This is a genomic window from Fibrisoma limi BUZ 3, from assembly GCF_000296815.2.
GTDB classification, from domain to species: Bacteria; Bacteroidota; Bacteroidia; order Cytophagales; family Spirosomataceae; genus Fibrisoma; species Fibrisoma limi.
Map to the genome: position 1 here is coordinate 1109098 of NZ_CAIT01000009.1, position 24119 is coordinate 1133216.

The 24119-nt window shown below is 53.2% G+C and carries 22 protein-coding genes and 1 pseudogene; 8 read left to right on the forward strand and 15 right to left on the reverse strand.

What is annotated here, in order from left to right; all coding sequences use genetic code 11:
- Positions 1-384: 384 nt before the first annotated feature.
- The 5 genes from BN8_RS24175 to BN8_RS24195 are packed head-to-tail and all read right to left on the reverse strand — an operon-like array spanning position 385 to position 6118.
- Positions 385-2226, reverse strand: coding sequence for an ABC transporter ATP-binding protein (locus tag BN8_RS24175; RefSeq protein WP_009284575.1), 1842 nt, complete (start codon positions 2224-2226; stop codon positions 385-387).
- 55 nt (positions 2227-2281) lie between these two features.
- Positions 2282-3352 carry a glycosyltransferase family 4 protein gene (locus tag BN8_RS24180; protein ID WP_009284576.1) on the reverse strand — a complete coding sequence of 357 codons (1071 nt, stop codon included), beginning with the start codon at positions 3350-3352 and terminating at the stop codon, positions 2282-2284.
- A 48-nt stretch (positions 3353-3400) separates the two neighbouring features.
- Positions 3401-4648: a beta-ketoacyl-ACP synthase II gene (fabF, locus tag BN8_RS24185; protein ID WP_040006491.1), complete on the reverse strand. Its 1248-nt coding sequence runs from the start codon at positions 4646-4648 to the stop codon at positions 3401-3403.
- Between the two features lie 5 nt (positions 4649-4653).
- The gene (locus BN8_RS24190; protein WP_009284578.1) at positions 4654-5553 is read right to left on the reverse strand and encodes a haloalkane dehalogenase; all 900 of its coding nucleotides are present in this window, start codon (positions 5551-5553) and stop codon (positions 4654-4656) included.
- Positions 5531-6118: a TetR/AcrR family transcriptional regulator gene (locus BN8_RS24195; RefSeq protein ID WP_009284579.1), complete on the reverse strand. Its 588-nt coding sequence runs from the start codon at positions 6116-6118 to the stop codon at positions 5531-5533. Before BN8_RS24195 ends, BN8_RS24190 begins: the two co-directional genes overlap by 23 nt.
- Before the next feature lie 189 nt (positions 6119-6307).
- Between BN8_RS24195 and hemE the strand changes: the two genes are divergently transcribed.
- Both hemE and BN8_RS24205 read left to right on the forward strand, forming a co-directional pair.
- Positions 6308-7384: a uroporphyrinogen decarboxylase gene (gene hemE / locus BN8_RS24200; protein WP_009284580.1), complete on the forward strand. Its 1077-nt coding sequence runs from the start codon at positions 6308-6310 to the stop codon at positions 7382-7384.
- 162 nt (positions 7385-7546) lie between these two features.
- Positions 7547-8686: a TlpA family protein disulfide reductase gene (locus BN8_RS24205; RefSeq protein ID WP_040006492.1), complete on the forward strand. Its 1140-nt coding sequence runs from the start codon at positions 7547-7549 to the stop codon at positions 8684-8686.
- A 178-nt stretch (positions 8687-8864) separates the two neighbouring features.
- On the opposite strand, the pseudogene BN8_RS24210 reads toward BN8_RS24205, so the two are convergent.
- The 7 genes and pseudogenes from BN8_RS24210 to BN8_RS24240 form a co-directional block, all read right to left on the reverse strand.
- Positions 8865-9128 (reverse strand): annotated as a pseudogene (locus tag BN8_RS24210) (hypothetical protein); the annotation flags it as partial.
- 148 nt (positions 9129-9276) lie between these two features.
- Complete coding sequence (locus BN8_RS24215; RefSeq protein WP_009284583.1) at positions 9277-10440, reverse strand: zinc-dependent alcohol dehydrogenase; 1164 nt, start codon at positions 10438-10440, stop codon at positions 9277-9279.
- Positions 10421-11275 carry an SRPBCC family protein gene (locus BN8_RS24220; RefSeq protein WP_009284584.1) on the reverse strand — a complete coding sequence of 285 codons (855 nt, stop codon included), beginning with the start codon at positions 11273-11275 and terminating at the stop codon, positions 10421-10423. The genes BN8_RS24215 and BN8_RS24220 overlap by 20 nt, the downstream gene beginning before the upstream one ends.
- Positions 11276-11366: 91 nt before the next feature.
- Positions 11367-12398, reverse strand: coding sequence for an SMP-30/gluconolactonase/LRE family protein (locus BN8_RS24225; protein ID WP_009284585.1), 1032 nt, complete (start codon positions 12396-12398; stop codon positions 11367-11369).
- A 42-nt stretch (positions 12399-12440) separates the two neighbouring features.
- On the reverse strand, positions 12441-13079 hold the full coding sequence (locus BN8_RS24230; RefSeq protein WP_009284586.1) for a TMEM175 family protein: 639 nt from the start codon (positions 13077-13079) through the stop codon (positions 12441-12443).
- Positions 13080-13201: 122 nt separating this feature from the next.
- The gene (locus BN8_RS24235) at positions 13202-13747 is read right to left on the reverse strand and encodes a hypothetical protein (RefSeq protein ID WP_009284587.1); all 546 of its coding nucleotides are present in this window, start codon (positions 13745-13747) and stop codon (positions 13202-13204) included.
- 11 nt (positions 13748-13758) lie between these two features.
- Entirely contained in the window at positions 13759-14919 is a 1161-nt protein-coding gene (locus tag BN8_RS24240; RefSeq protein WP_009284588.1) for a zinc-dependent alcohol dehydrogenase, read from the reverse strand.
- Between the two features lie 1349 nt (positions 14920-16268).
- Between BN8_RS24240 and BN8_RS24245 the strand changes: the two genes are divergently transcribed.
- Entirely contained in the window at positions 16269-16895 is a 627-nt protein-coding gene (locus tag BN8_RS24245) for a transposase (RefSeq protein ID WP_009284589.1), read from the forward strand.
- On the opposite strand, the gene BN8_RS24250 is transcribed toward BN8_RS24245, so the two are convergent.
- Positions 16878-17885 carry a bifunctional heptose 7-phosphate kinase/heptose 1-phosphate adenyltransferase gene (locus tag BN8_RS24250; RefSeq protein WP_009284590.1) on the reverse strand — a complete coding sequence of 336 codons (1008 nt, stop codon included), beginning with the start codon at positions 17883-17885 and terminating at the stop codon, positions 16878-16880. The genes BN8_RS24245 and BN8_RS24250 overlap by 18 nt on opposite strands.
- A 202-nt stretch (positions 17886-18087) precedes the next feature.
- On the opposite strand from BN8_RS24250, the gene BN8_RS24255 reads away from it, so the two are divergent.
- The 5 genes from BN8_RS24255 to BN8_RS24275 all read left to right on the forward strand — a co-directional run bounded on the left by BN8_RS24255 (position 18088) and on the right by BN8_RS24275 (position 22278).
- Positions 18088-19596, forward strand: a complete 1509-nt coding sequence (locus tag BN8_RS24255; protein WP_009284591.1) for a xylulokinase — start codon at positions 18088-18090, stop codon at positions 19594-19596.
- Complete coding sequence (locus BN8_RS24260) at positions 19593-20069, forward strand: hypothetical protein (protein ID WP_009284592.1); 477 nt, start codon at positions 19593-19595, stop codon at positions 20067-20069. Before BN8_RS24255 ends, BN8_RS24260 begins: the two co-directional genes overlap by 4 nt.
- Before the next feature lie 76 nt (positions 20070-20145).
- The gene (gene xylA / locus BN8_RS24265; RefSeq protein WP_009284593.1) at positions 20146-21492 is read left to right on the forward strand and encodes a xylose isomerase; all 1347 of its coding nucleotides are present in this window, start codon (positions 20146-20148) and stop codon (positions 21490-21492) included.
- A 112-nt stretch (positions 21493-21604) separates the two neighbouring features.
- Positions 21605-21823: a PLDc N-terminal domain-containing protein gene (locus tag BN8_RS24270; protein ID WP_040006494.1), complete on the forward strand. Its 219-nt coding sequence runs from the start codon at positions 21605-21607 to the stop codon at positions 21821-21823.
- Positions 21820-22278 (forward strand): nuclear transport factor 2 family protein, encoded by a 459-nt coding sequence (locus BN8_RS24275; protein ID WP_009284594.1) that lies wholly within the window; start codon positions 21820-21822, stop codon positions 22276-22278. Before BN8_RS24270 ends, BN8_RS24275 begins: the two co-directional genes overlap by 4 nt.
- Before the next feature lie 3 nt (positions 22279-22281).
- Here BN8_RS24275 and BN8_RS24280 read toward each other — a convergent pair whose 3' ends face one another.
- Both BN8_RS24280 and BN8_RS24285 read right to left on the reverse strand, forming a co-directional pair.
- Complete coding sequence (locus tag BN8_RS24280) at positions 22282-23100, reverse strand: enoyl-CoA hydratase-related protein (RefSeq protein ID WP_040006826.1); 819 nt, start codon at positions 23098-23100, stop codon at positions 22282-22284.
- Between the two features lie 58 nt (positions 23101-23158).
- Entirely contained in the window at positions 23159-24073 is a 915-nt protein-coding gene (locus BN8_RS24285) for a helix-turn-helix domain-containing protein (RefSeq protein WP_009284596.1), read from the reverse strand.
- Positions 24074-24119: the final 46 nt, after the last annotated feature.

The following is a 24119-nucleotide window of genomic DNA, read 5'->3' on the forward strand; positions in this document are numbered from 1 at the left end:
ACGGATCAGTCACGTAGATTTGTTGATATGTATAATTTTATCTCTTTTGATTGAAACTGAGGGAATGGCCTTCTATTTCACGAACGGATGCAAAAAATTTATAAAAGCCTATTACACCTACGTATTGTTAAATATTTATTGCCGTCACTGTCAATTAACAGCTTACTAGTACGGGAATTTTACTAAAAGCCCAAATACCAGAAATCCGCCCGGCAAGGTCCTGGGAACCTGACCGGGCGGACTAATGATCAGCCTACACGGACCTTTACCTGACAACAAATAACTCGGGAAACCATTAAGCCTATCGTAGCATCAGGGCTAATCCAAAGATTGTACGATCTGCTTCACCTGATCTCTGAACACGTTTAGGTAACAACGGTCAGGTTATACGCTCTGCATCGTGCTCAGTTTCCGGTAGAAACCTTCGTCCAGCGACACCAGCTCGTCGTGGCGACCGCGCTCGATGATACGTCCCTGATGCACCACCAGAATCTCATCGGCGTGTTGGATGGTGCTGAGCCGGTGTGCGATCACCAACGTAGTTCGGTTGGCCATCAGGCGGGTCAGAGCTTCCTGTACCAGCTTTTCCGATTCCGTATCAAGGGCCGACGTAGCTTCGTCAAGAATTAGAATGGGCGGATTTTTCAGAATGGCACGGGCGATGCTGATCCGTTGCCGCTGCCCGCCCGACAGCTTGCTGCCCCGATCGCCGATGACGGTCTGGTAGCCGTCGGGCTGCGCCACAATGAAATCGTGGGCGTTGGCAATGCGGGCGGCTTCCTCAACCTGCTGCGGTGTGGCCGAACTACCAAAGGCGATGTTGTTGAAGATCGTATCGTTGAACAGAATGCTTTCCTGCGTCACGATGCCCATCTGCGTCCGCAGCGATTCCGTAGTGCAGTCGCGCAGGTCAACACCGTCGATTAAGATCTGACCGGCGGTCGGATCGTAAAAGCGCGGAATCAGGTCGGCAATGGTTGACTTGCCGCCCCCTGAAGACCCCACAAGCGCAACGGTTTTCCCCCTCGGCAGATCGAAGCTGATGTTCCGCAGCACCGGTACGTCGGGTTGGTAGGCAAACGATACGTTCTTCACGCTGATCCGGTCGCGGAAGGCCGTCAGTTCAACGGCACCAGGCTTATCCTGAATGGCCGATTCGGTATCGATCAATTCCAGCACCCGCTCACCGGAGGCCAATCCACGCTGGGCACTGCTGAACGCATTGGAGATGTCTTTGGCCGGTCGCATCACCTGCGAGAAAATAGCGATATATGCAATGAACTGCGACGGCGACAGGTCCGACTGGTTCGACAACACCAGCGACCCGCCGTACAGCAGGATGCCCGCCACAACCGTTACGCCCATGAATTCCGAAAACGGCGACGCCAGTTCCCGCCGATTCGCCAGCGACCGTACGGCCCGGCGATACGCCTGGTTTTCTTCCTGAAACTTACCCATCACGTAGGGCTCGGCATTGAATCCCTTCACAACACGCATACCGCCGAAGGTTTCATCGAGCAGACTGATGAGTCCGGCGAGCCGGTGCTGGCCTTCCTGGGCGTCGCGCTTCATACGCTTAACCAACGTAGCAATGAACACGCCGGACACGGGAATTACGATGAAGGCAAACAGGGTAAGCGAAACCGAGATGTTAAAGAGCGCGTAGAGGTAGCCGATGAGCAGAAAAATCTCTTTAATAGCCGCCGACAACGTATTGGCAATCGAGTTTTCAACTTCCTGCACGTCGGTCATGATACGGGAAATGAGATTTCCTTTGCGCTCGTTCGAAAAAAAGCCGAGGTGGAGCCGAACCGCCCGCCCGAACACGGCCTCGCGCAGTTGCGCTACCATCCGGGCCTTGAAGGTTTCCAGTTGACGGACAGACAGGTATTTGAAAATGTTGCTCAATAGTACGGACAGGATGATCACGACGCAGACAAATTGCAACGCGCCCGCCCGACCGTATTCCTGGAAATACTGCACGAAATAATAGCGGAACAGATCGGCCAGCTCACTCGGATTAAGCGAAAAATCAGGGGCTGGCTGGCTTAACAAAGTCTGGCGTTCCTGCGGACTGATCTGATCGAACAGTACGTTAAGCAGCGGAATCAGGAGCGTCAGGTTCAGCACCGCGAACACGCTGGCCAGCAACGAGGTTGGCAGGAATCCAACGATGAACCGCCCCAACGGTTTGGCGTATGATAATAAGCGAAAGTACGTCTTCATTCAGTAGTGTCTTCACCGCAAAGGCGCGAAGGCTCCTGCAAAGGTCGCAAAGAAATCAACGCGGAGCCTCAATCACCTCCTGATACAACGCCCAGTATGCCTTTGCGGCTTTTTCCCAGCTAAAACGGTTGGCCTGCCAGCGTAGCCGTTCGGCTTTGAGCGGGTCGTCGTGGTAATCCATCATACCCTGCCGGAACGTATCAACCATATCATCCGGCTCAAACGACGTAAAGTACACGGCTTCACGACCGCCAATTTCCGGCAAGCTGGTCAGGTTGGAGCAGAACACGGGCTTTCCAAACGACATGGCTTCAACCACCGGTAATCCGAACCCTTCGGAGAGCGACGGAAACAGAAACGCTTCGCAGTGGGCATAAAGCCAGATTTTTGTGGCTTCGTCTACGGTACCGGGCATAATCAATCGGTCGGCTACACCAATCTTATGCGCCTGCTCCAGAACATGCTGGGCGTACGGGTGACCATCAGGACCGGCCAGAATGAGTTGATAATCCGGAAACGCTTCCAGAAACGGTAGCAGCACGTGGACGTTTTTCTTGGGATGGATAACGCCTACGGACAGAAAAAACGGCTGGTCAGTCCGGATCGTCGAGGCCGCTTCCTGAACCGGGATGGTAAGGTTTGCCAATGAGTTACCGTTATAAATGACCCGTACCGGCAGGTGTTTCGATACGTTCAAATGCTCCCCCACGACCGAGGCCGTAAACTCCGAAATAGCCGCCAGGGCCGAGACCCGGCTAAGTTTGCGTTGCAACAGGCTCAGCTTTCGGGCTTTTTTGACAGATGGGTAATCCGGCCGATCGAGGAAGTTCAGGTCGTGGATTGTCAGGATCAGTTTGGTGGGCGATACGGGCAGATAGATGGAATCCTGATGCAGGCAATGCCAGACATCGTACCGACCGCCCAGCCAGATTTTTCGCCACCACGACGCTTCAACGTAGCTTACGTCATCGCCGAAGATACCCTGTTGTCCCTTGGGGACCAGAAACGTTAACGTCCAGCCGTCGGGCCGCTGGCGGATCAGTTCACGGCCCAGGTGCAGGCAGACCTGCCCCAGGCCGCTGTTAAGATCACGCAAACGTTCGGTATCGATAAAGAGAGACGGCATGAGCAGGATTTCCTAATTTTGGCAAAATTGGGAAATCTTAGGAAATCCTCACACCCGCTGAAACACGACAATCGCGTTGTGGCCCCCAAATCCGAACGTATTACTCATCACGACGTCCACGGTAGTTTCAACCGCTACATTCGGGGTCAGATCAAACCCCGCCGGTACGTGCTCGTCGCGATCCTGCTGGTTAATCGTCGGTGGAATGCAATTATGCTGCATAGCCAGGATACCCGCTACGCCCTCAATAGCCCCGGCGGCTCCGAGCAAATGCCCCGTCATGGATTTTGTTGCGCTGATGTGCAGCCGCTCGGGAGTTGACCCAAACACGGTTTCAATCGCTTTGGCCTCGCTGACGTCACCAATCGGGGTCGACGTAGCGTGAACGTTCAGGTAGTCAACGTCGGCCGGTTGCAGCCCCGCTTCCCGTAACGCTTCCTGCATGGCCATGGCAGCGCCGAGCCCTTCCGGGTGCGTGCCGGTCATGTGGTAGGCATCGGCGGTAGCCCCCGTACCGACCAGTTCGGCGTAGATTCGGGCACCGCGGGCTTTGGCGTGTTCGTATTCCTCCAGCACAATAGCACCGGCCCCTTCGCCCAGCACAAAACCGTCGCGGTTGGCGTCGAACGGCCGCGATGCCGCAGCCGGATCGTCGTTACGTTCCGACAGCGCCTTCATGTTGCTGAACCCCCCAACGGCCGATTCCGTCACGACGTACTCTGAACCTCCGGTTACAATCACATCGGCTTTGCCCAGCCGGATGTGGTTGTAAGCTTCTATCAGCGAGTGCGTCGATGATGCACAGGCCGATACCGGAGTAAAGTTGACCCCCATGAAGCCGTGCCGGATCGAGATCAGACCGGATGCCATATTGGCGATCATTTTGGTAATGAAGAATGGGCTGAACCGTGGATTCCGGTTGCCGTTTGCGTAGGCTATAACTTCCTCCTGAAAGCTATACAGACCGCCGATGCCCGACGCCCAGATGACACCCACGCGTTGCTTATTGACACCACTGTCAGCTAGACCAGCGTCGGCAATGGCTTCGTCAGCGGCTACGATGGCGTAATGCGAGTAGCCATCCATCTTGCGGGCTTCTTTCTTATCAAAAAAATTGAGCGGATCAAAGCCTTTAATCTCGCAGGCGAACCTGGTTTTGAATAACGTTGTATCAAACTTGGTAATCGGCGCAGCTCCGCTTTTGCCCGACACCAGACCGTTCCAGTATTCGGCGACAGTATTGCCAATAGGTGTGAGGGCACCCAGACCCGTTACGACCACACGTTTGAGTTGCATAGTGATTACGTCTGATTCTGTTGAATAAACTGTACGATTAATTGTGCCCATTCCTCTCCTTTATCTTCCTGGATGAAGTGCCCTCCGCCCGTGAGTGTTGTGTGGGGCTGGTTTTTGGCACCAGGAATGAGCGCTTGTAAAATACGATCGGCCCCGGCCGTGATGGGGTCTTTATCCCCAAAGGCCGTCAGGAACGGTTTTTGCCACTGTTTGAGCGTCTGCCAGGCCGCTCCGTTTGCAGCCGCGGCCGGATCGCCGGGCGATGTGGGTACTAATTTTGGAAATACGCGGGCCGCCGTTTTATACGATTCGTCCGGGAAGGGCGCATCGTAAGCCGCGATGACTTCAGCAGGTAGCTTGTTTACACAGCCTCCACTGACGATGAAACCAATCGGTAGTTCAGGTACCGTCTGAGAGAACTGCTGCCATTGCAGAAAGGCGGCCGAGGGAGGCTGATCACCCGTCGGCAGACCAGTGTTAGACGCCGTGATACGTGCAAACCGTTCCTGGTTTTCGGCCGCCACTCGCAACCCCAGCAGGCCCCCCCAATCCTGGCAAACGAGGGTTATGCTACGTAGATCCAGAGCGTTAATGAACACAGTGAGCCAATCGACATGCTGCTGATACGAGTACACATCCGGCTCAACCACTTTATCGGACCTCCCAAAACCGATAAGATCCGGTGCGATAACCCGGTAACCCGCCCTGGCAACAACGGGAATCATTGTGCGGTATAGATACGACCAGGTAGGCTCACCGTGTAGCATCAGCACTACCTCCGCCGACTGCCGTGGGCCTTCATCAACGTAGTGCATCCGCAGGCCGCCAACATCCACGTAGTTAGGGATAAACGGATAGCCGGGTAGCTTCTCAAATCGATCGTCAGGGGTTCGAAGTACAGTCATGCATTGGCACGTTAAGTCGGTTAATCGCCCGTTCCCGGCAATCCCGCAGCAGCGATTCCGGACTACCCAGTTTCACCAGAAGCAGTGAGCCTTCTATTTCAGCCGCCAGTTGCTGAGCCAGTTTCAAAGCCTGTGCGGTTGGATACGCAGTCTCATAGATATGCGCAACGGCATTGGTCCAATTTGTAAAGAAAACCAGCATCGGCTCCTTAAACTCGTCGGTTATCATGGCCGTTTCGAGTACGGTATTCCCCATGATGCAGCCGCCTTCGGATACTAGTACGGCCGCGTACAGGCGGTCCAGAAAAAGCCCCAGTCGTTCGTCGGGGGGTAACTCGTGCTGATAAGCAACGGAGAAAATACGTTGCTCGCTGGTACGGTTTACCCACCAGAGCACTTCCTTCATCAGCGTTTCTTTGCTGTCGAAGTAGTAATAAAAGCTTCCTTTCAGTAAGCCACACGCCCGCGCCAGGTCATCCATCGTCGTGCGGTGGTATCCCTGCCGTTTGAATACCCCCAGCGCTTTCTGGAGTATTTCGTCCCGGGTGACTTTCTGAATGGGCATAATCAGCGTTTCGTTCCGACGGCAATTTTACCAAACGAACGTTTGATATAAAAGCCTGAACACCGATTTTCCTGATTTTATCTTAGTTACATGAGTTCGTAAGCGTTCCGCATCTGGCTGAAATCAGTCAATCAATAAATCAGTTAACTCCCGCGGGGTCGCCCTTGCGATTCTGACTACCTTTGCACCATGACTTTGCAAAATGATCTGCTGCTGCGCGTTGCGCGGGGTGAACTGACTGAACGGGTTCCGGTCTGGATGATGCGCCAGGCCGGGCGCGTACTGACCGAATACAGAGCCGTTCGGGAACGTGCCGGAAGTTTCATTACGTTAGCCAAAACACCTGAACTGGCGGCCGAAGTGACCATCCAGCCCGTTGACGCTTTTGGGGTCGATGCGGCCATTATTTTCTCCGACATTCTGGTGGTGCCCGAAGCGATGGGGCTTCCCTACGAGATGATCGAAGCCCGGGGACCGGTTTTTCCGCAAACGGTACGTTCATCGGCCGATCTTAATAGACTGCGGGTAGCCGATCCGGAAACGGACCTTGGTTACGTACTGGATGCCATCAAACTGACCAAAAAAGAGCTGAATGGGCGCGTGCCGCTGATCGGTTTTGCCGGTGCTCCGTTCACGATCTTCTGCTACATGACCGAGGGCAAAGGCTCCAAAACGTTCTCGGTTGCCAAGAAATTACTGTATACCGATCCTCACTTTGCTCATACGCTGCTTCGGCAGATCACCGACAGCACCATTGCCTACCTCAAAGCGCAGGTTCGGGCGGGGGCTGATCTGGTGCAGATTTTTGATTCGTGGGCGGGCATTCTCTCGCCAGAGCAGTACCGCACATTTTCGCTGCCGTACATTCAGCAGATTTGCGACGCGCTGGGCAGCGAAGTCCACGACGGCATTGTCGATCATGCACCGGTGCCCGTCACTGTTTTTGCCAAAGGCGCATTTTTTGCCCGGCACGAGATTGGTCAACTGAGTTGCTCGGTGGTTGGTCTGGACTGGAATATGGACCCGCACGAATCCCGGGCGTTAATACCGAACAAGGTCTTACAGGGTAACCTAGACCCCTGTGTGCTCTATGCTGACTTTGCCCAGATACGTACGGAAGTGAAACAGATGCTGAGCGCCTTCGGGCATCAGCATTACATCGCCAACCTCGGGCACGGTATCTATCCGGACACCGACCGGGATAAGGCCCGGTGCTTTATTGATGCGGTGAAGGAACTGGGTGTTGCTCCAGGCGTCAGTGTGTGACGCTGCGAATTTACTAGAATCGTACATGTAGAGGGGGCCTACTGCCCCCTTTTGCATTGTATGTCATCTAAAAGGTTGATTAACTTCCTTAAAACAACTCATGCTATATCTCGTTATATACAAGAAAATTATATATTTATTACTAATTAAACCTGCCTTACTGTGAAAACTTTACTGATTGATCTTTTCCGGGCTTCAGTACCCCTGTTTTTCCTCTCCCTGGTGGCTTTAGCGTGTCCAAGCTGTCAATCAACGCCTACCGAGGAGCAGATGATCGTCATGGGCGACTTAACCGATACGCATTCTTACCTGGAGGGAAAGACACTCTATCTGGAAGACCTCGAAACAGCGCGTGCACTGGATTCCTCGGTAGTTAAACAAGGCAAGTTCAAATTCACCGTCAACTCTGGCAATGATTATACACCCGTCAGAGTCCGAATTGGCCATGAAACCGGTAACCCCACATCACCTTATCAGGTACTTGGCTACACTAACCCTTTTCTTGAGCGAACCTACGAGAGTATTTTTTACCTTGAGCCGGGTACTACGTATCTGGAAAGAGATCCTGCAGTAGGTCCGCATGGTTTGGTTAAACTGGGGCTTCGGTTTGTAGACGTTAAGCCACAAACGGCTGTGGCATTCAAACACCTGCGTTTCAGCAGCAAGCCGGTGAAAGCGCAATCGCCCGAAGAACACAATCGCGCCCTTGTTCGTCGCTATCCGTATTCAGTTTATTTACTAAACACACTAAATGAAAGCAAGTACAGCCTGACCTCGTCCGAAGTAACAGAACTCCTGTCGCTATTTGATGAGCGTTTGCATACTATCTCTGTCTATCAAGACCTGCAAGCCTATGCCACCTATAAAAAATCCGGATCGGATTTTCCGGCTGATGTTGTCCTGAAAAAAGCGGACAATTCGTTAACGTCCGCCATCATCCATCCGGCGAAGTACAACCTGGTCGTATTCTGGGCTAGCTGGTGCGGCCCTTGTCGCCGGGAGATCCCGCACATTAAGGCACTCTACGAGGCAAATAAAGACAAACTTGCTATATCGAGTATTTCCATTGACAAGCGGGAAGATCACTGGCGCAGGGCTTTGCAGCAGGAAGCCATGCCTTGGGAACAATATCTGGTTAACCAGGGGACATCCTTTGCCAGACTGGATCGGAAATACAGGCTAAATGCGGTGCCGCTCTGGTTGCTGTTCGACTCAGGTACCAAACTACTTGATTACGGGCTGGGTACAGAAGAAGGCAAGGATGCCATTGACAAACGGGTGGCGGCTGTGATCAGTAAGTAATCAGCTATACTCTCTGGGCACGGCAACCTATTCTACCGCTTTCCTGCGCTCAACACGTACCAGTTTTCGGTCGGGTATATGACCGGTAATGACACCATCGCGCAACAACCGCGACACGAGTGTTCTGCGACTTCACTACCACCCGAACTCGACTTGTCTTAGCCCTCTATCAGTTGGACCGGCGTTGGGCTTCGGCGTAGAGGGTACCGAAAGCCAGGGATGATTTACCGGAACCGGAGATGCCCGTAAACACCACCAGGGCATCCCGAGGAATGGCTACGTCGATATTTTTAAGATTATGCTGTCCGGCTCCGCGCACGCGGATGAAGCCCTCGTGGCCCTGTTCAGACGAAGAATTCACTAGGATTATAGATGGCTTTCCTTGTGTAACCGCTGCTGGTTCGTGGTTGTTAGTTAGCGAATCGAGTTTCTGATCCGGCATAGGGTTGCAACGTTTGCTATTCAAGTCAGAAGTAGCTGTACTAGTCATTCTGCACAGAGTCGGAATGACTAGTACAGCTACACTGGTTTAGAATTTACTCCTTATAAGAAGGTTGGTAACCCGCCTTATACAAGAGTCTAACCGGCTATTACGGAGCAAACACAACCCGCATGGTTTCTTTCTTATTGAATAGATCGTAGCCTGTCATGCCCTCATCGAGCGACATTTTGTGCGTTAGTAAAAAGCCTGAATTAAGCTCTCCTTTTTGCAGATGTTCCAGCAACCGGGGAATATACCGCTGCCCGTGTTGCTGACCCATCCGGAAGGTCAGGGCTTTATTCATGGCCGCACCCATCGGGATGCTGTCTACCAAACCGCCATAAACACCGATAATCGAAACGGTTCCGCCTTTCCGACAGGCCAGGATGGCTTCCCGCAGTACAATCGGCCGATCGGATTCCAGCCGGACAAACTGCTTGGTTTTATCGTAATAATAATCCAGCCCTTCGCTGACCGCTTCCATGCCCACGCAGTCGATGCAGCGGTCGGGGCCACGCCCACCGGTCATCTCACGCAACGCTTCCTGAATATCGACTTTCGAGAAATCCAGCACTTCGGCTCCACTGATGTCTTTCGCCATTCGCAGCCGGTCGGGTTCACGGTCGATGGCAATCACGCGGGACGCGCCCAGCAGAAACGCACTTTGAATGGCCATCTGGCCAACTCCTCCGCATCCCCAGATGGCCACCACGTCGCCCGGCTGGATGTCGGCTAAATCAGCCGCCATAAAGCCCGTCGGGAGGGCATCCGAGGCAAACACAGCGGCTTCGTCGGGCAAGCCTTCGGGAATGACAAAGCAGCCCCGGTCGGCATACGGCACGCGAATGTAATCGGCATGCGAACCGGCATAGCCGCCAAAGGCATGGGAGTACCCGAAAATCCCGGCTGGCGAATCCCCGTAGGCTTTTTCTGGTATCCAGGCGTGGGGATTGGAGTTGTCGCAGAGTGAAAATTGCGTACTCTGGCAATATTGACACTCGCCACACCCCAGAATCGAGCACACCACGACGCGGTCGCCTTTTTTCAGATTCTTCACCTCGGAGCCTATTTCGACGACTTCGCCCATAAACTCATGGCCAATGATGTCGCCTTCGCGCATCGTTGGCACGTAGCCATTGAGCAGGTGCAGGTCGGAGCCGCAAACCGATGACAGAATAACCCGCAGAATCGCATCTTTGGGGTTGATGATGGTTGGGTCGGGAACCCGCTCTGTGCGCAGGTCGCCAACACCATTATAACATAGCGCTTTCATGTTTTTCGTCTACTTTAGCGTGTTCAGATACAGGTTTCTTACCGGATTGTTGCTCACTTTTTCGACCGGACGGCTGCCCTTCAATGGTCGTAATTTCGCCGGTTTCCAGCAATTGCTTGAACCGGCGCAGGTCCTGCTTGATCATTTGCTCAAAAGCCGGGTTAAACAGTTTCATGATCGCACCGCCCAATTGCCCGGCTGGTGGACGGTACTTGATAACCGCGTGCACTTCCGTACCCTGACCATTGGGCGCATCGACAAAACGGACTTCACCCGCGTTGTCAATCCGGGCGTCGGCGACTGATTTCCAGACCAATCGCTCGTTTTTTACCTCTTCCAGGATCTCCGCATCCCACTCTACCGTTCCCAGCGTTTTAGCAAGGAGACTATCCGAGAGCTTCGCTACCCAATGCGACCGTTTGTTATCGAGTTGTCGAACCTCGCTCAGGTGAAACATAAACCGGGGCAGGTTCTCCAGTTGCCGCCAGTAGGCGTATACCTCTTTGCGCGGTTTGTTGATCGTCAGGCTTTTGGCGATTTCAATCGAATCCATCGACTTGTCTTCAGCGGTTGGCTCGGCCGTATTTCGCCCCACCGCCTGGTTCATGGGGCAATAGCCCGACGCCCCCCGATAGACCATAAATCCGCCCAGTGTGGCCAGTACTAGCCCGCTAAACGAACCCCGCCGTAAGCCGTACGTGGCTAACAGCGCTCCACCTGCCACCGACCAGATCCGCTCCGTATTGCCAACATTGATTTGACTGGAACCACTGGTGTCTGGTTCAACCTGTCCCATGCCCAGTACACTCGACACGGGCTGCTTTTTGTTTGCCATAGTTTTAGAAAGATATAAGGTTTGTTTACCTGCTTAACCACCTATTTCACTCGCCAGCCCCGCTCAATCCAGGACTGGCAAGCCCCCCCTCTTAGGTATCAGGCAACTTCATCCGGTAAATGGCATACGGGGTAGTTCGTTTGTTTTCACCTTCGTTGTAATCGGGCTGCTTGTTGATCTGGGAGCAACTGATGTACAAATAGTTATCCGTCGAAATGGAATAACTATCCGGCCAGATCAGCCTTTCATCGGCCACGACATCTTCCAGCTTGTGTTCAGGCGTTATTCGGACCAGTTTGTAGTTCTGGTAATCGCCCAGGTACAGGTTGCCGTTAGTGTCGAAGATCATCCCGTCCGTGACCGCAAACCTGCCCAAATCTTCCACCGCAGCCTCCCGTTGATCGTCCGGCAATGCCTCGTCCCGCAAATAGTCCGTCTGGATGCGGTAGAGCTTGTTGTCGGTGAGCGGTTTGTAATACAGCCATTCGCCATCCGGTGTTAAGGCAATGCCATCGGATTGAAGGTGTACCGGCTGCCCCTGCTTTTTAAATTCCTTCCCGTCCACAATCAGGGTAAAGGAAGGGTCGTGTTTTACCGACGGATGGTTGTGCAACACCTCCCGGATTGTTCCCGTCTCCAGATTAACCACCACAATGCCCCCTTCATTGGAGTTGGTTAAATATGCTACGTTTCTACGGGTATCGACCCGCACATCGTTGATATAGCTTTTGTTGCTCAGTACGCCCTCAAACCGGTACACATCTTCGATGCTGTCGGTAGCCAGATTGAACTTGACCAGCTTAAAACTAGTGTCATACACCTGTTCCATGTTCGGGCAGGCTGGGTCCACCACCCACAAGTTGTTCTCATTATCAACGTACACGGCCTGCACACAAACCCATTTGTTCGTTCCGTCGTCCCCTTCCTGCCAACTGTTCCATTGCTCATCCGGATACGGTTTCACCCGGTTATTGGGGAAGATTTCAACAACACTGTACCGATGGGGCCCGGGCCATAATGGATAACAGCTAAACAAACGACCGTCTTTGGCAATCGCCACACCGGTTAACTGGTAGATATCGTCGGAAAAGACTGGTTCCAGTTGATGACTGCTTGTACTCATGATTGGATCGGTTTAATTGACATGGTACAGGTAAACCCGATCCTATGCCAAGCTATTCTTAATGGAATGACCCGTCTCGTTGATCTTTTTTTCACTTGCTCTGGGCAGGGCGAAATAGACGTATAGTAACAAAACAGGTATAATACTGAAAGGAACACTCCACAGACAAATGATCAAGGCCGCCAGGTGCAGCCCAGGGACAATTGCATATTCTTTTGTAAGGGAACGAATGAGCCGCTTATCTGTGCCATCTTCCAACAGTTCATCCTTTCTAATTGCGTACCACCAGACACAATTGTAAAAGAATGTCATCAACAACAGTGTAGCATGATAGATCAAGGCTGCCGTACGCTCGTCTGGTTTGCCTACATGCTGTGCTAATAAGCCGGTGGTAAACGACTGCAGTGTCACGAAGATCAAAAACAGAGTATTCAGGATGAGCAGGTACTGATCCGTCTGCCTGATGTAAATAAATATGTTGTGATGGTTAGACCAGGCAATGCAGATAAACAGGAAAGACGCAGCAAAGGCAGCATACGATGGCCATTCTTTGGCGACGGCCTGCAGCAAGCCTGTTTCTGTTTCGGGTTTCGGCAATTCGGTAGCAAGCAATGTTGCTGCGATAGCCAGAATAGCATCACTAAAATATTCGAGCCGGTCGGTTGGCCGATGATTGTGCATAAAGCCTGTTTAAAATTCTACGTTCCTACACAACAGAAGGATTCAAAAAGGATCAACCCAAACGTGTTCAGTGAATACCAACTTCTGGGTTGATCCAATTAAGGCGACCTGCTGGCTACAACCTACTTCCGTTTGCTTTCCCGTTTCAGCAGCATAAGACCGGCCGTGATCAGCAGGGCCGTAGTCGCTGCCTTTCGGACAAAAGCAGGGCGATTGTGCTTCCATTCCGCTCGCCAGCCCCGCTCAATCCAGGGGTTGGGAAGAATGCCGTGTCTTAAGTCATCGAGCTTGCCCTCAATGGCATTGATCCGGTCGGCCAGTATGAGCGTCATCCAGTGCGTAGCGGTCGCTTCGCTATACTTGTAGGCGTAGCGACGGATAGCTCCACTCAGACCCGAAGGCGGTGTTGACGTACCAAAGACCCGGGTAACGCCCGGTCGCTCCACCGAATGAAAGACCTCGATGTCGATGCGCTGCTGGGGGGCTTTTTTATAATTGAGCCGCTCGTGGTCCGCCCCGTTCCAATGTTTCATGGGGTAGGTGGGGTCATTTTCCGGATCGGCATCCATGCCCCAGCCGGGGATGTCTTTGACGCGGTTATTTAGGTTTCGGTCCGCAATCTTGCGGTCCTGAAATTCGTCGATTCTATCTTCTAATACGGGTTGCATATGATAAGGGGTTAAATCGCATTGGCGCGTGGCGGAATCAATAAAGGTTTGACTATGTGGTCCAGCTTACTGGAAAACATGCGGTAGGCATCCGACACCTCTTCCAGCGGCAGCCGGTGTGTAATGATTTCCTTGGGATTGATTCGGCCGCTCATTATGTGATCGATCAGCTTGGGCAGCAGCCGTTTGACCGAGGCCTGGTTGGCCCGTACGGTAATCCCTTTGTTCATGAGACTCCCAATGGGTGCCAGATTCCAGGGAGGACCGTAAACCCCGATAATAGAAACGATGCCGCCTTTTTTGACGGAGTTAATCGCCCAGTGCAGCGCGGTGGCATTGCCGGCCTGCAGCATCAGTCCCTTGCCGGTAATCTCCTGCAGGAGACCGCCGGAGGCATCGCAGCCTACCGCATCAATACATACGTCGGCGCCAAAGTAATCGGTGGCTTTTTTCAGGAACAGGACCGGGTCTTTCATTTCCCGGAAGTTGTAAGCCTCGGCAAAGGCAAACCGGCGGGCAAACTCCAGGCGGTAGTCGACATGGTCGATCACAATGACGCGGGTAGCTCCGAAAAACCAGGCAAAGCGGGCGGCCATCAGACCCACCGGGCCAGCGCCAAACACCACTACGGTATCGCCTTTCTGGATGCCGCCCTGCTCGGCAGCCTGGTAGCCGGTCGGCACGACGTCCGTCAGCAGGACGGCATTCTCCAGGTCCATTCCGTCGGGAATTTTAGTGGGGCTCACATCGGCGTATGGTACCCGAACGTATTCGGCCTGTCCGCCGTCATAACCACCGGCTGTGTGGGCATAGCCAAAAAAGCCGCCGACGGCGGTAGCTTCCGGGTTTGACTCATGGCAGTTGCCGTAGAGTTCCTGCTTGCAATGCGGGCAGGTGCCGCAGGCGATGTTAAACGGCACCAGCACGTGGTCACCCACTTTCAGTTTCTGTACGCCCGAGCCTACCTCTTCTACGATGCCGGTAAATTCATGACCAAAGGTCATGCCCACCCGGGTATCGGGCACCCGGCCGTGGTACAGGTGCAGGTCTGAGCCGCAAACCAGGGATCGGGTAACCCGGACAATGGCATCATAGGGATGCTTGATCTCTGGCTCGGGCTTGTTACGGTCTACCCGGATTTGCCGGGGCCCGCGAAAATTCATGGCCAACATAGTAACTTGGGGTTAAGCGTGAGGAAACGAATCGACTGAAGTCACAAGCTATCGTGCCGTCTTTAGACCAGCCTCAGCGCTTAGCACAAGGCCTAAATGAGTCCTTCAGCAACAATATCTTGTTAAGACACCTACCTGAAGCGTAGGTTAAAAGGCGAAAAATCAACCAAGAAGTTTTTCCCTAACAAGCATCCACACCCGCGCTTATCGAGCGACGCGGTTGGGTTCTCAGAAGGAAATGTCGTACGTACGGGGCAAACCAGTCACCCCCTTACGAATCGTTCCTTCAGGCTGAGCCAAATCATCCCACCGTAAGCTTGATGAATCAACCTGTCGTGTCGGTTGTCAACAAGCCCATTCACCTTGTCGCCCTACAGCAGAAGGGTCATCCTTCTGCAGGCTGCACAGTGTTGTTCTGATAGGGGACTATCAGCATCGTCCAGGCGGTACCAGCAAGTCTTTTAAAGGTTTACTTAACGAGCGAGCCGCATCGGTCAAGCCCTCGACCTGTCTGCAAGAGACTCTTTTGTCCTAAAGGCAGTTCGCAAAATGAATAGAGAATGAGGTAATGGCCCTGCCTTGTGGGTCAGAAAATTTAATCATCAAAAAGCCCGCTGGCTAGGCCACAGCATGAAGGGAAGATGCTGTTTTGCTCCGGCGTAGAGGCCGTTGCAGCCAAATTGTTCGAAGGAAATTCAAATCATTTGAATCCGCTAATTCGGCTCATGCTAGGCGTAAACCATTTTCTTTTAAACGGGTAATTGATGCAGGGGCGCGCCTGCCTACACGCGTTTGAAGAGATGAAAGGTCAATTTGTCAAAATAGTACTTTACCGCTAATCAGGAAAGTAAAAGATTACAAACTCTCCGATTCTCTAATTTGCATTTTCCAACGTAAGCGCGTGAAAAGCGCAACGGCTTCGTGAACGCTTTTTCCAATCAACAGCAATGGTTGAGTTCCTTCATCAAGAAACAGGTGACATCCAATTGGTGAAGCGTTTATGAGAGACAAGGGCTAGCCTATCAATTGCTCAGGCTGGTCGAGCAAATTCCTGAGCAGTTTTGTTAGTGCCGCCACGCTGAGCTGGAGCAGGAACTGATACCAATCCCGACTTTCTCTGAGGAAGCTGTCATCTGTTTGCTGCTGTATCTCCCTGAGTGGATAAGGATGGGGTCTTGCGATTGCTCCTCCATAAGAAAATAGATTATATAGGCTCAAAACTAAGTCGTCTCTTAACTGTTTAGGGGGTTCGGGTTTAAACTGGTTTAAGGTAGAGAGCTACTTGAATTTGTTAAACGCCCCGTACTCAAGACCGTCTGAAAGGGTTTGGCATTGCCATAAGCAACGTAGTGGCTGATGCAGATTATTGTCCGGGAGAGAACTACGAGCAACTTGAAAATCGCGGACTGAACGGCTTTATTCCCCCTCATGGCAAGTACAAAGACGAGCGCTCCAACTTTACTTACGATGCACCTAGTGACAGTTGTACATGTAGCCAAGGTAAACAACTGGCCTTTGGGGATCGACTGGTAGTCGATAAGCCAAGCAATCCTAAGAAGCGCTATCTGGCCAAGGCATCCGATTGTAAGGACTGCCCCATTCGTGAGCATTGTAAGGGTAAAAAGGCTAAGGAAAAGCGCTTGCATCATACCTACTACAAAGCCCAATACGAGCGAATGTTGAAGCGCTTATCGAGTCGGCTCGGCAAGCGCATGATGCGAATCCGTTCGGCAACGGTGGAGCCCGTCTCAGGAAGCCTGATCAACTACTATGGCTTGCATCAAATCAACACTCGGAGCCGAGAAGCCGCGACCAAAGTGATGTATGTGGCAGCTATGGCTTACAATCTAAAGAAGTACTTACGCTTTACTTCAGTTGAGCAAGGCGGAATGGTAATTGCCCTACCAATACCTGATCAGTTTTATTATATACTGATTTACTTTTGCAACAGCCACAAGCTAAAACTTAAGCAATAACTTCTCCTTAGCTTCTTCTTTCAATTGGGCCTTATCAATCGGCACGACGCCTACCGATTCGCAGACCAGGCCACCGCCGAGGTTCGATAAGCCCGCAATGACGTGGGGCGGCTGCTTCAGGGCCACGCAGCAGGCGGCAATGCTGATCACCGTATCGCCCGCGCCCGATACGTCGGAGATTTGCCGAACGTGGGCCGGAAGCAGGTGCTGTTCGCCGTTATAGTCGATAAACACACCCCGCTCCGACAACGTAATGAGCGCCCCTTTCAGATTCAATTGTTCCTTCAACTGGTTAACTGCCATCTGAAATTCATCGGCATTATCGACCTCAAAATCGAGCTTAAGCCCTTCGCGCAGTTCTTTCAAATTTGGTTTGAACAGCGTGGTGTTGTGGTACGCCAGAAAGTTTCGCTTCTTGGGATCAACAACCGTTGGGATGCCTTTCTCGTTGGCAAAGTCGGTTATTTCGGCAATAACGTCCCTGCTCAGTACCCCCTTGTCATAATCCTCAAAGATGATAACATGGCAGGTCGGAATCAATTCTTTGGCCTTCGCCACCAGCTTCGCCTGCTCTTCGGCAGTGATAGTCTTATCCGTTTCCGTATCGACGCGCACAACCTGCTGCGATCCGGCGATAATGCGTTCTTTGATCGTCGTAATGCGAGAATCGGACCGGATTAGGCCGTCGCAGTTCAGGCCCCGGTCGCAAAGCTGGCCTTCCAGCATATCGCCCGGCCCATCGGTGCCAATCACTGAGCATATGATGGCTTCGGCTCCCAATGCCTGTACGTTCAGCAGTACGTTGCCCGCCCCACCCAGCCGCAGCTCCCGGCGCTGAACCGTTACGACCGGCACGGGCGCTTCGGGCGAAATCCGTTCGACACGACCCCATACGTACGAATCGAGCATCACATCACCAATAATCAACACACGCAGGGAATCGAACTGGTCGAACAGTTCATCGATAGTCATGTCCAGCACCGGACTCATACGGGTAAAAACACTTGTTCAGACCACAAAGAAACGAAAACCAGAAAAGCTTTCCGCAGTGCCCGAAAGAGTTCGAGGGAGTGGCCGATGCGGAGGTCTGTACCGGATTGCGTATTTTGCAATCGGTTTGTGGCCTCTTGAATGCTGTACTCACTGTTCGCTGCACTCAACCGTAAACCAAAACCTGTAAACCTTCTTGCCAATGTATTTCCTTGGATTCGATCTGGGCAGTTCATCCGTGAAAGCCTGCCTGTTAGACGCCGAAACCGGCACAGCCGTAGCCTCTGCTTTTTTTCCTGAAACCGAAATGGCCATCGACGCCCCGCAGCCGGGCTTCGCCGAACAAAACCCCGAAGCCTGGTGGAAAAACGCCTGTCAGGCTTCTAAAGCGGTGATCCAGCAGGCTGGCGTAGCACCGGAGGCTGTCAAGGCCATCGGTATCTCCTATCAGATGCACGGTCTGGTTGTGGTGGATAAAAATTTCAACGTACTGCGTCCATCCATTATCTGGTGCGACAGTCGGGCCGTACCCTACGGCAACCGGGCATTCGACGCACTTGGCCACGACCGTACGCTCCGGCATCTGCTCAATTCGCCCGGCAACTTTACGGCCGCCAAACTGGCGTGGGTGAAAGCCAACGAACCGGATGTCTATGCGCAGGTCGATAAGTTTATGCTCCCCGGCGATTACCTGGCGGCCCGCATGACCGGCGAGATTGTAACGACCGCATCGGGGCTGTCGGAAGGTATTTTCTGGGATTTTCAGCAGAGTCAGCCCGCCGATTTTCTGCTCGATTACTACGGCTTCGATTCGTCGCTTATCCCAACGATTCGCCCTACGTTCGCTGAGCAGGGTCAACTGAGTGCAGAGGCTGCCGCCGAACTGGGACTGGCGGCCGGTACGCCCGTTACGTACCGCGCCGGCGATCAGCCTAACAACGCGTTCTCGCTCAACGTCCTTGAACCGGGTGAAATTGCTGCTACGGCTGGTACGTCGGGGGTTGTCTATGGTGTCAGCGACAAGGCCGAGTACGATGCGCAGTCGCGGGTCAATACGTTCCTGCACGTCAGCAGTACGCCCGAAGCCGCGCGGTATGGCGTATTACTGTGCGTTAACGGTACGGGTATCCTGAACAGTTGGCTGCGCAACCAGCTCCTCCGCAACTCGGTGAGCTACGCCGACATGAATACCATTGCCGCCCACGCGCCGGTAGGTGCCGACGGACTCGTTTGCCTGCCGTTCGGTAACGGAGCCGAGCGGGTACTCGAAAACCGCGACCTGGGTGCTTCGTTCCACGGCCTCCAACTGACCCGCCACGGTCTGCCGCACCTGGTTCGGGCCGCGCAGGAGGGCATTGTGTTCGCGCTGTACTACGGCATCAAGGTGATGGAGCAGGTCGGAGTCGGCCTCAAAACCATCCGGGCCGGAGAAGCCAACATGTTCCTGAGCCCCCTCTTCCGCGATACGTTAGCAACGCTGACCGGCGCTGAAATTCAACTTTATAACACCGACGGCGCGCAGGGAGCCGCCCGGGGAGCCGGCCTGGGGCTGGGTTATTACAAAAACCGCGACGAAGCGTTCGTGGGCCTGCACGTAACGAAAACGATCGATGCCGACATCCGGGATCAGGCCCGGTTCACCGATGCGTACGAACGGTGGCTGGAAAAATTGATGGCCAATACTACAGACATAACACCGGTACTATCATGAATGCTGTTTTCCAGAAACTGAACTTAAAAAATCAGACTGAGGTAGCCGTCTTTAATGCGCCGGATGAATTTCTGCCCGTGCTGGAAGATGTAAAGCCGATGGTCTCGATTTGCAACGACCCTGAGCAAATCCAGGAGGGGCAGTTTATGCTCGCTTTCGTAAAAACTCAGAAGCAACTGGATGAGTTGGTACCGGTTCTCGCTGAACGGCTGCAGGGCGACGGGTTGCTTTGGTTCGCGTATCCAAAGGGGTCGTCTAAAAAGCACAAGTGCGACTTCAACCGGGATACGGGCTGGCGGGAACTGGGCAAACTCGGGTTCGAGGGCGTCCGACAGGTTGCCATCGATGAAGACTGGAGTGCAGTCCGGTTTCGCCGGGTTGCGTATATCAAAAAAATGACCCGTCAGGATAGCCGCGCCCTGAGCGAACAAGGTAAAATCAAAACGAAGCCTACCGGCACAACAGCTCCGTAAAGAAACTTCCTGTCCGACTTATGAGTAAAGGGACTAATTTCACCGCCTTAATACCCTAAAATTTCCGCTGAATACCATGTCAGACATCAAGCTTACCCTGGGCCAGAAGACCTACTTCCCCTTTGTCGACAAGCCCATCGCCTTCGAGGGACGTGACTCCGACAACCCTCTCGCCTTCAAGTTCTACCAGGCCGACCGAACCATCCTGGGCAGGCCCATGAAGGACCTCTTCCGATTCGCCGTCGCCTACTGGCACTCCTTCTGCGGCACCGGCAACGACCCCTTCGGACCCGGCACCAAACACTTCCCCTGGGATGAGCTGGCCACCTCCGACCCCCTGGCGGCCGCCCACCACAAGATGGATGCCGCCTTCGAGTTCATCACCAAGATGGGCATCGAGTTCTACTGCTTCCATGATGTCGATGTCGCCCCCGAGGGTAAGTCTAACGCTGACTTCGAGCGCAACTTCCGCGCCATCGTCGACTACGCCAAGCAGAAGCAGACCGCCAGTGGCGTCAAGCTGCTGTGGGGCACGGCCAACCTCTTTTCGCATGAGCGCTACATGAACGGGGCCTCGACCAACCCTGACTTCCACGTGCTGGCCCATGGAGGCTGGCAGGTCAAGAACGCCATCGATGCCACCATCGAGCTGGGCGGCTCAGGCTACACCTTCTGGGGAGGTCGGGAAGGCTACATGTCGCTGTTGAACACCAACATGAAGCGGGAGACCGAGCACCTGGGGCGCTTTTTGCAGATGGCCCGGGACTACGCCCGCCAGCAGGGCTTTCAGGGGGCCTTCTACATCGAGCCCAAGCCTATGGAGCCCTCCAAGCACCAGTACGACTTTGATGCGGCTACGGTGGTGGGCTTTCTCAACCGGCATGGGTTGCAGGATGACTTTGAGCTGAACATCGAGACCAACCACGCCACGCTGGCCAACCACACCTTTGCCCATGAGCTGCAGGTAGCGGCCGATGCTAACATGCTGGGTTCGATCGATGCTAACCGGGGTGACTACCAGAACGGCTGGGACACGGATCAGTTCCCGATGGATCTCTATGAGCTGACCGAAGCGATGCTGGTGATCCTGGAAGCGGGTGGTCTGAAGTCGGGCGGGGTGAACTTTGATGCCAAGACGCGGAGGAACTCGACCGATCTGGAGGACTTGTTCATTGCCCACATTGGTGGGATGGACGCTTTTGCGCGGGCCGCGATCGTGGCGGAGGCCATCCTGGAGAAGTCGCCGTACCGCAAGTTGCGGTCGGATCGGTATGCGAGCTATGACAGTGGTGAGGGGGCACGTTTTGAGCGGGGCGAGCTGACGTTGGCCGACCTGCGTCAGTACGCAATGGACAATGGCGAGCCCAAGCAGATCAGCGGCAAGCAGGAGCTGTTTGAGACCATCATCAACCAGTATATTTAAGCAACTAACGCTTAGCTGAAAATAGGTTTACCAGATTTACCGTCTGTGTAAACCTATTTTCGTTTGTATAACCCTTATCCTATCTTGAGTTTTATTCCTGATCAATCACTTTATGGAGCTATTCATCGGATTGGGTGATATCGAGCTAACTGTGCTGTTGGCTGTCATCGGGTTTTTCGTCCTACTGCCGCTCATTGCACTCATCGATGCCCTTCGCAGTTCATTCCGTGAGAGCAACGATAAGCTTGTTTGGGTATTAGTTATTTTATTTTTCCCTTTTTTGGGGGCCATCTTATACTTTGTCATGGGCCGTAACCAACGCATTTCATGAAAGCCATTCTACTCCTGGTTAATCTCTTTATCTGTTCAGTAGCTATCGCCCAATCGGGGGAAGAACAAGCCGTTCGCGCCACCATCACCCGAATGTTCGACGGTATGCGCAAATCAGATACGACCTTGTTTAAATCTGTTTTTGCGCCAAACGCTACGTTGCAGAGCATCGCTAAAAATAAGGAAGGCGTCGTGTCGGTCCGGCAGGATGCCATTCCCGGCTTCATTACGTCGGTGGGAAAACAAACACCGGGCTCCCTCGATGAGCGGCTGTCGGGTATGGAAATCAAAATTGACGGCGAACTCGCTACGGTCTGGACGCCCTACACGTTTTACTACAACCAGAAAAAGAGCCACTGCGGGGTTAATGCCTTCACGCTGGTCAAACTGGACGGCAACTGGAAAATCCAGAGCATCATCGATACCCGTCGGCGCGAGAACTGCCCGGATTTGTAGCCGCTACTGGCCGCTCCACCGGGGCGAACGTTTTTCCAGAAAAGCGGCCATACCCTCTTTCGCATCGGCCGTTTGCTGGATCTCCTGAAACTGCTCGTACAAAAAAGCCTGCTGCTGATCTGGTGGCAGGCTTTTTAATTGCTGATATGCCCGCAAACCGAATTGCATGGCCGTTGGGGAATACTGCTTCAACTCGCCGACCAGCTCTTGTACGGCATTATCAAGTTGATCGGGGGCTACTACGCTAGTGGCTAACCCCACTTCCAAAGCGTCGGCGGCCGTCAGCGTTCGGGCTCGCAGACAAAGATCAAGCGCCGTTCGGGCGGGCATGATGTCCAGCAGCACTGCCAGCACCTGAAACGGAAACAATCCGCGCTTCACCTCGGGCAGACTGAACGTAGCCCGTTCCGAAGCAACGACGTACGTACTACCCCCAACCAACAAAAAGCCACCGGCATACACCGGCCCCTGCACCCGGGCAATGCAGGGTTTGTGCAGACCCGCCATCAATTCGCCCAACCGAACGGGTCCGGACGGTGGCGGGACGGTAGGCGACTCCTGCTCGCCCACAGACAACGCTTTCAGGTCCATACCGGCGCAAAACGTATCGCCCGCGGCCCCCAGCACCACCATCCAGATCTCGCTGTAGTAGTGTGCGTAGTGTAGAGCAAAAGCCAGTTCGTTGAGCAGGGTCGGGTTGAGGGCGTTCTTCTTTTCCGGCCGGTTGAGCGTAACGGTTAATACGTGGTCGTTACGTTCGACCAGGAGGTGACGAAAACCGGCAGCGGGTAATTCAGCCACCTGAGCGGATGTATAAAGCATAGCAAGGGTATCGTAAAACGGCATAATTCGGCTATGAGGCAGCGCCATCGCAACGGCACTAATTAAACGACTGTCGGAATTCCAGCGGAGAAAAAGTCGTTTTTGCCTTGAATAACTTACTAAATGACTGAGGGTGCTCAAAGCCTAAACCGTACGCAATCTCCCCAACAGATAAATCTGTGGTAGACAATTGCTCCTTGGCTTTTTCAATCAGCTTATTGTGAATATGCTGCTGCGTCGTCTGGCCCGTTATGGCTTTCAGTAATTCGCTTAAATAAGTCGGAGATAAATTGAGTTGGTCGGCCAGTTGCCCCACAGTAGGCAGTCCTCTGCTCAACAGATCATCGCTGTTGAAATAGTCGTTCAGCAACTCCTCGAGACGATTCAGTACCTGGTGGTTGGTTATCCTGCGCGTAACGAACTGGCGTCGATAGAACCGTTCCGCATACGTAAGCAAGGTCTCAAGCTGTGAAACAAGAATGGGCTGACTGAACGAGTCAATGTTCGACTGATATTCTTGCTCCATTGTCAGCATAAGATTAGTAATCGTCGTTTCTTCCTTCTCTGATAAGAACAACGCTTCGCACACGGAGTAATTAAAGAACTCGAATTGCTTGATGGTTCTGGCCAAAGAGGTGTTCCACAGCAGATCTGGATGAACCAGCAGTAGCCATCCTGAATGATTCAGCTGTTCGTTCGTCTCAACAGTCAGTATCTGCCCCGGTGCTATAAAGACCATGATGCCTTCGTCGAAATCATACGGCTGTTGACCGTACTTAAGCTTACCCGTAAAATTTCGCTTGAGGGCGATGGCGTAAAAGTTGTTAACCAGGCTTTGCGACGTATGGGCTACGGGGCGTTGCATGGCCTCAAAACGGACAACGCTGATGAGGGGGTGTTGCGGTTTGGGAAGCCCCACCAACTGGTGATACTCGGCGATGGTGTTATTGCGGTAGATTGACTCGTTTGACATGCTGTATTTCTATGATGGTCAGGCTTCGGCTGGCGACCGAAGCCTG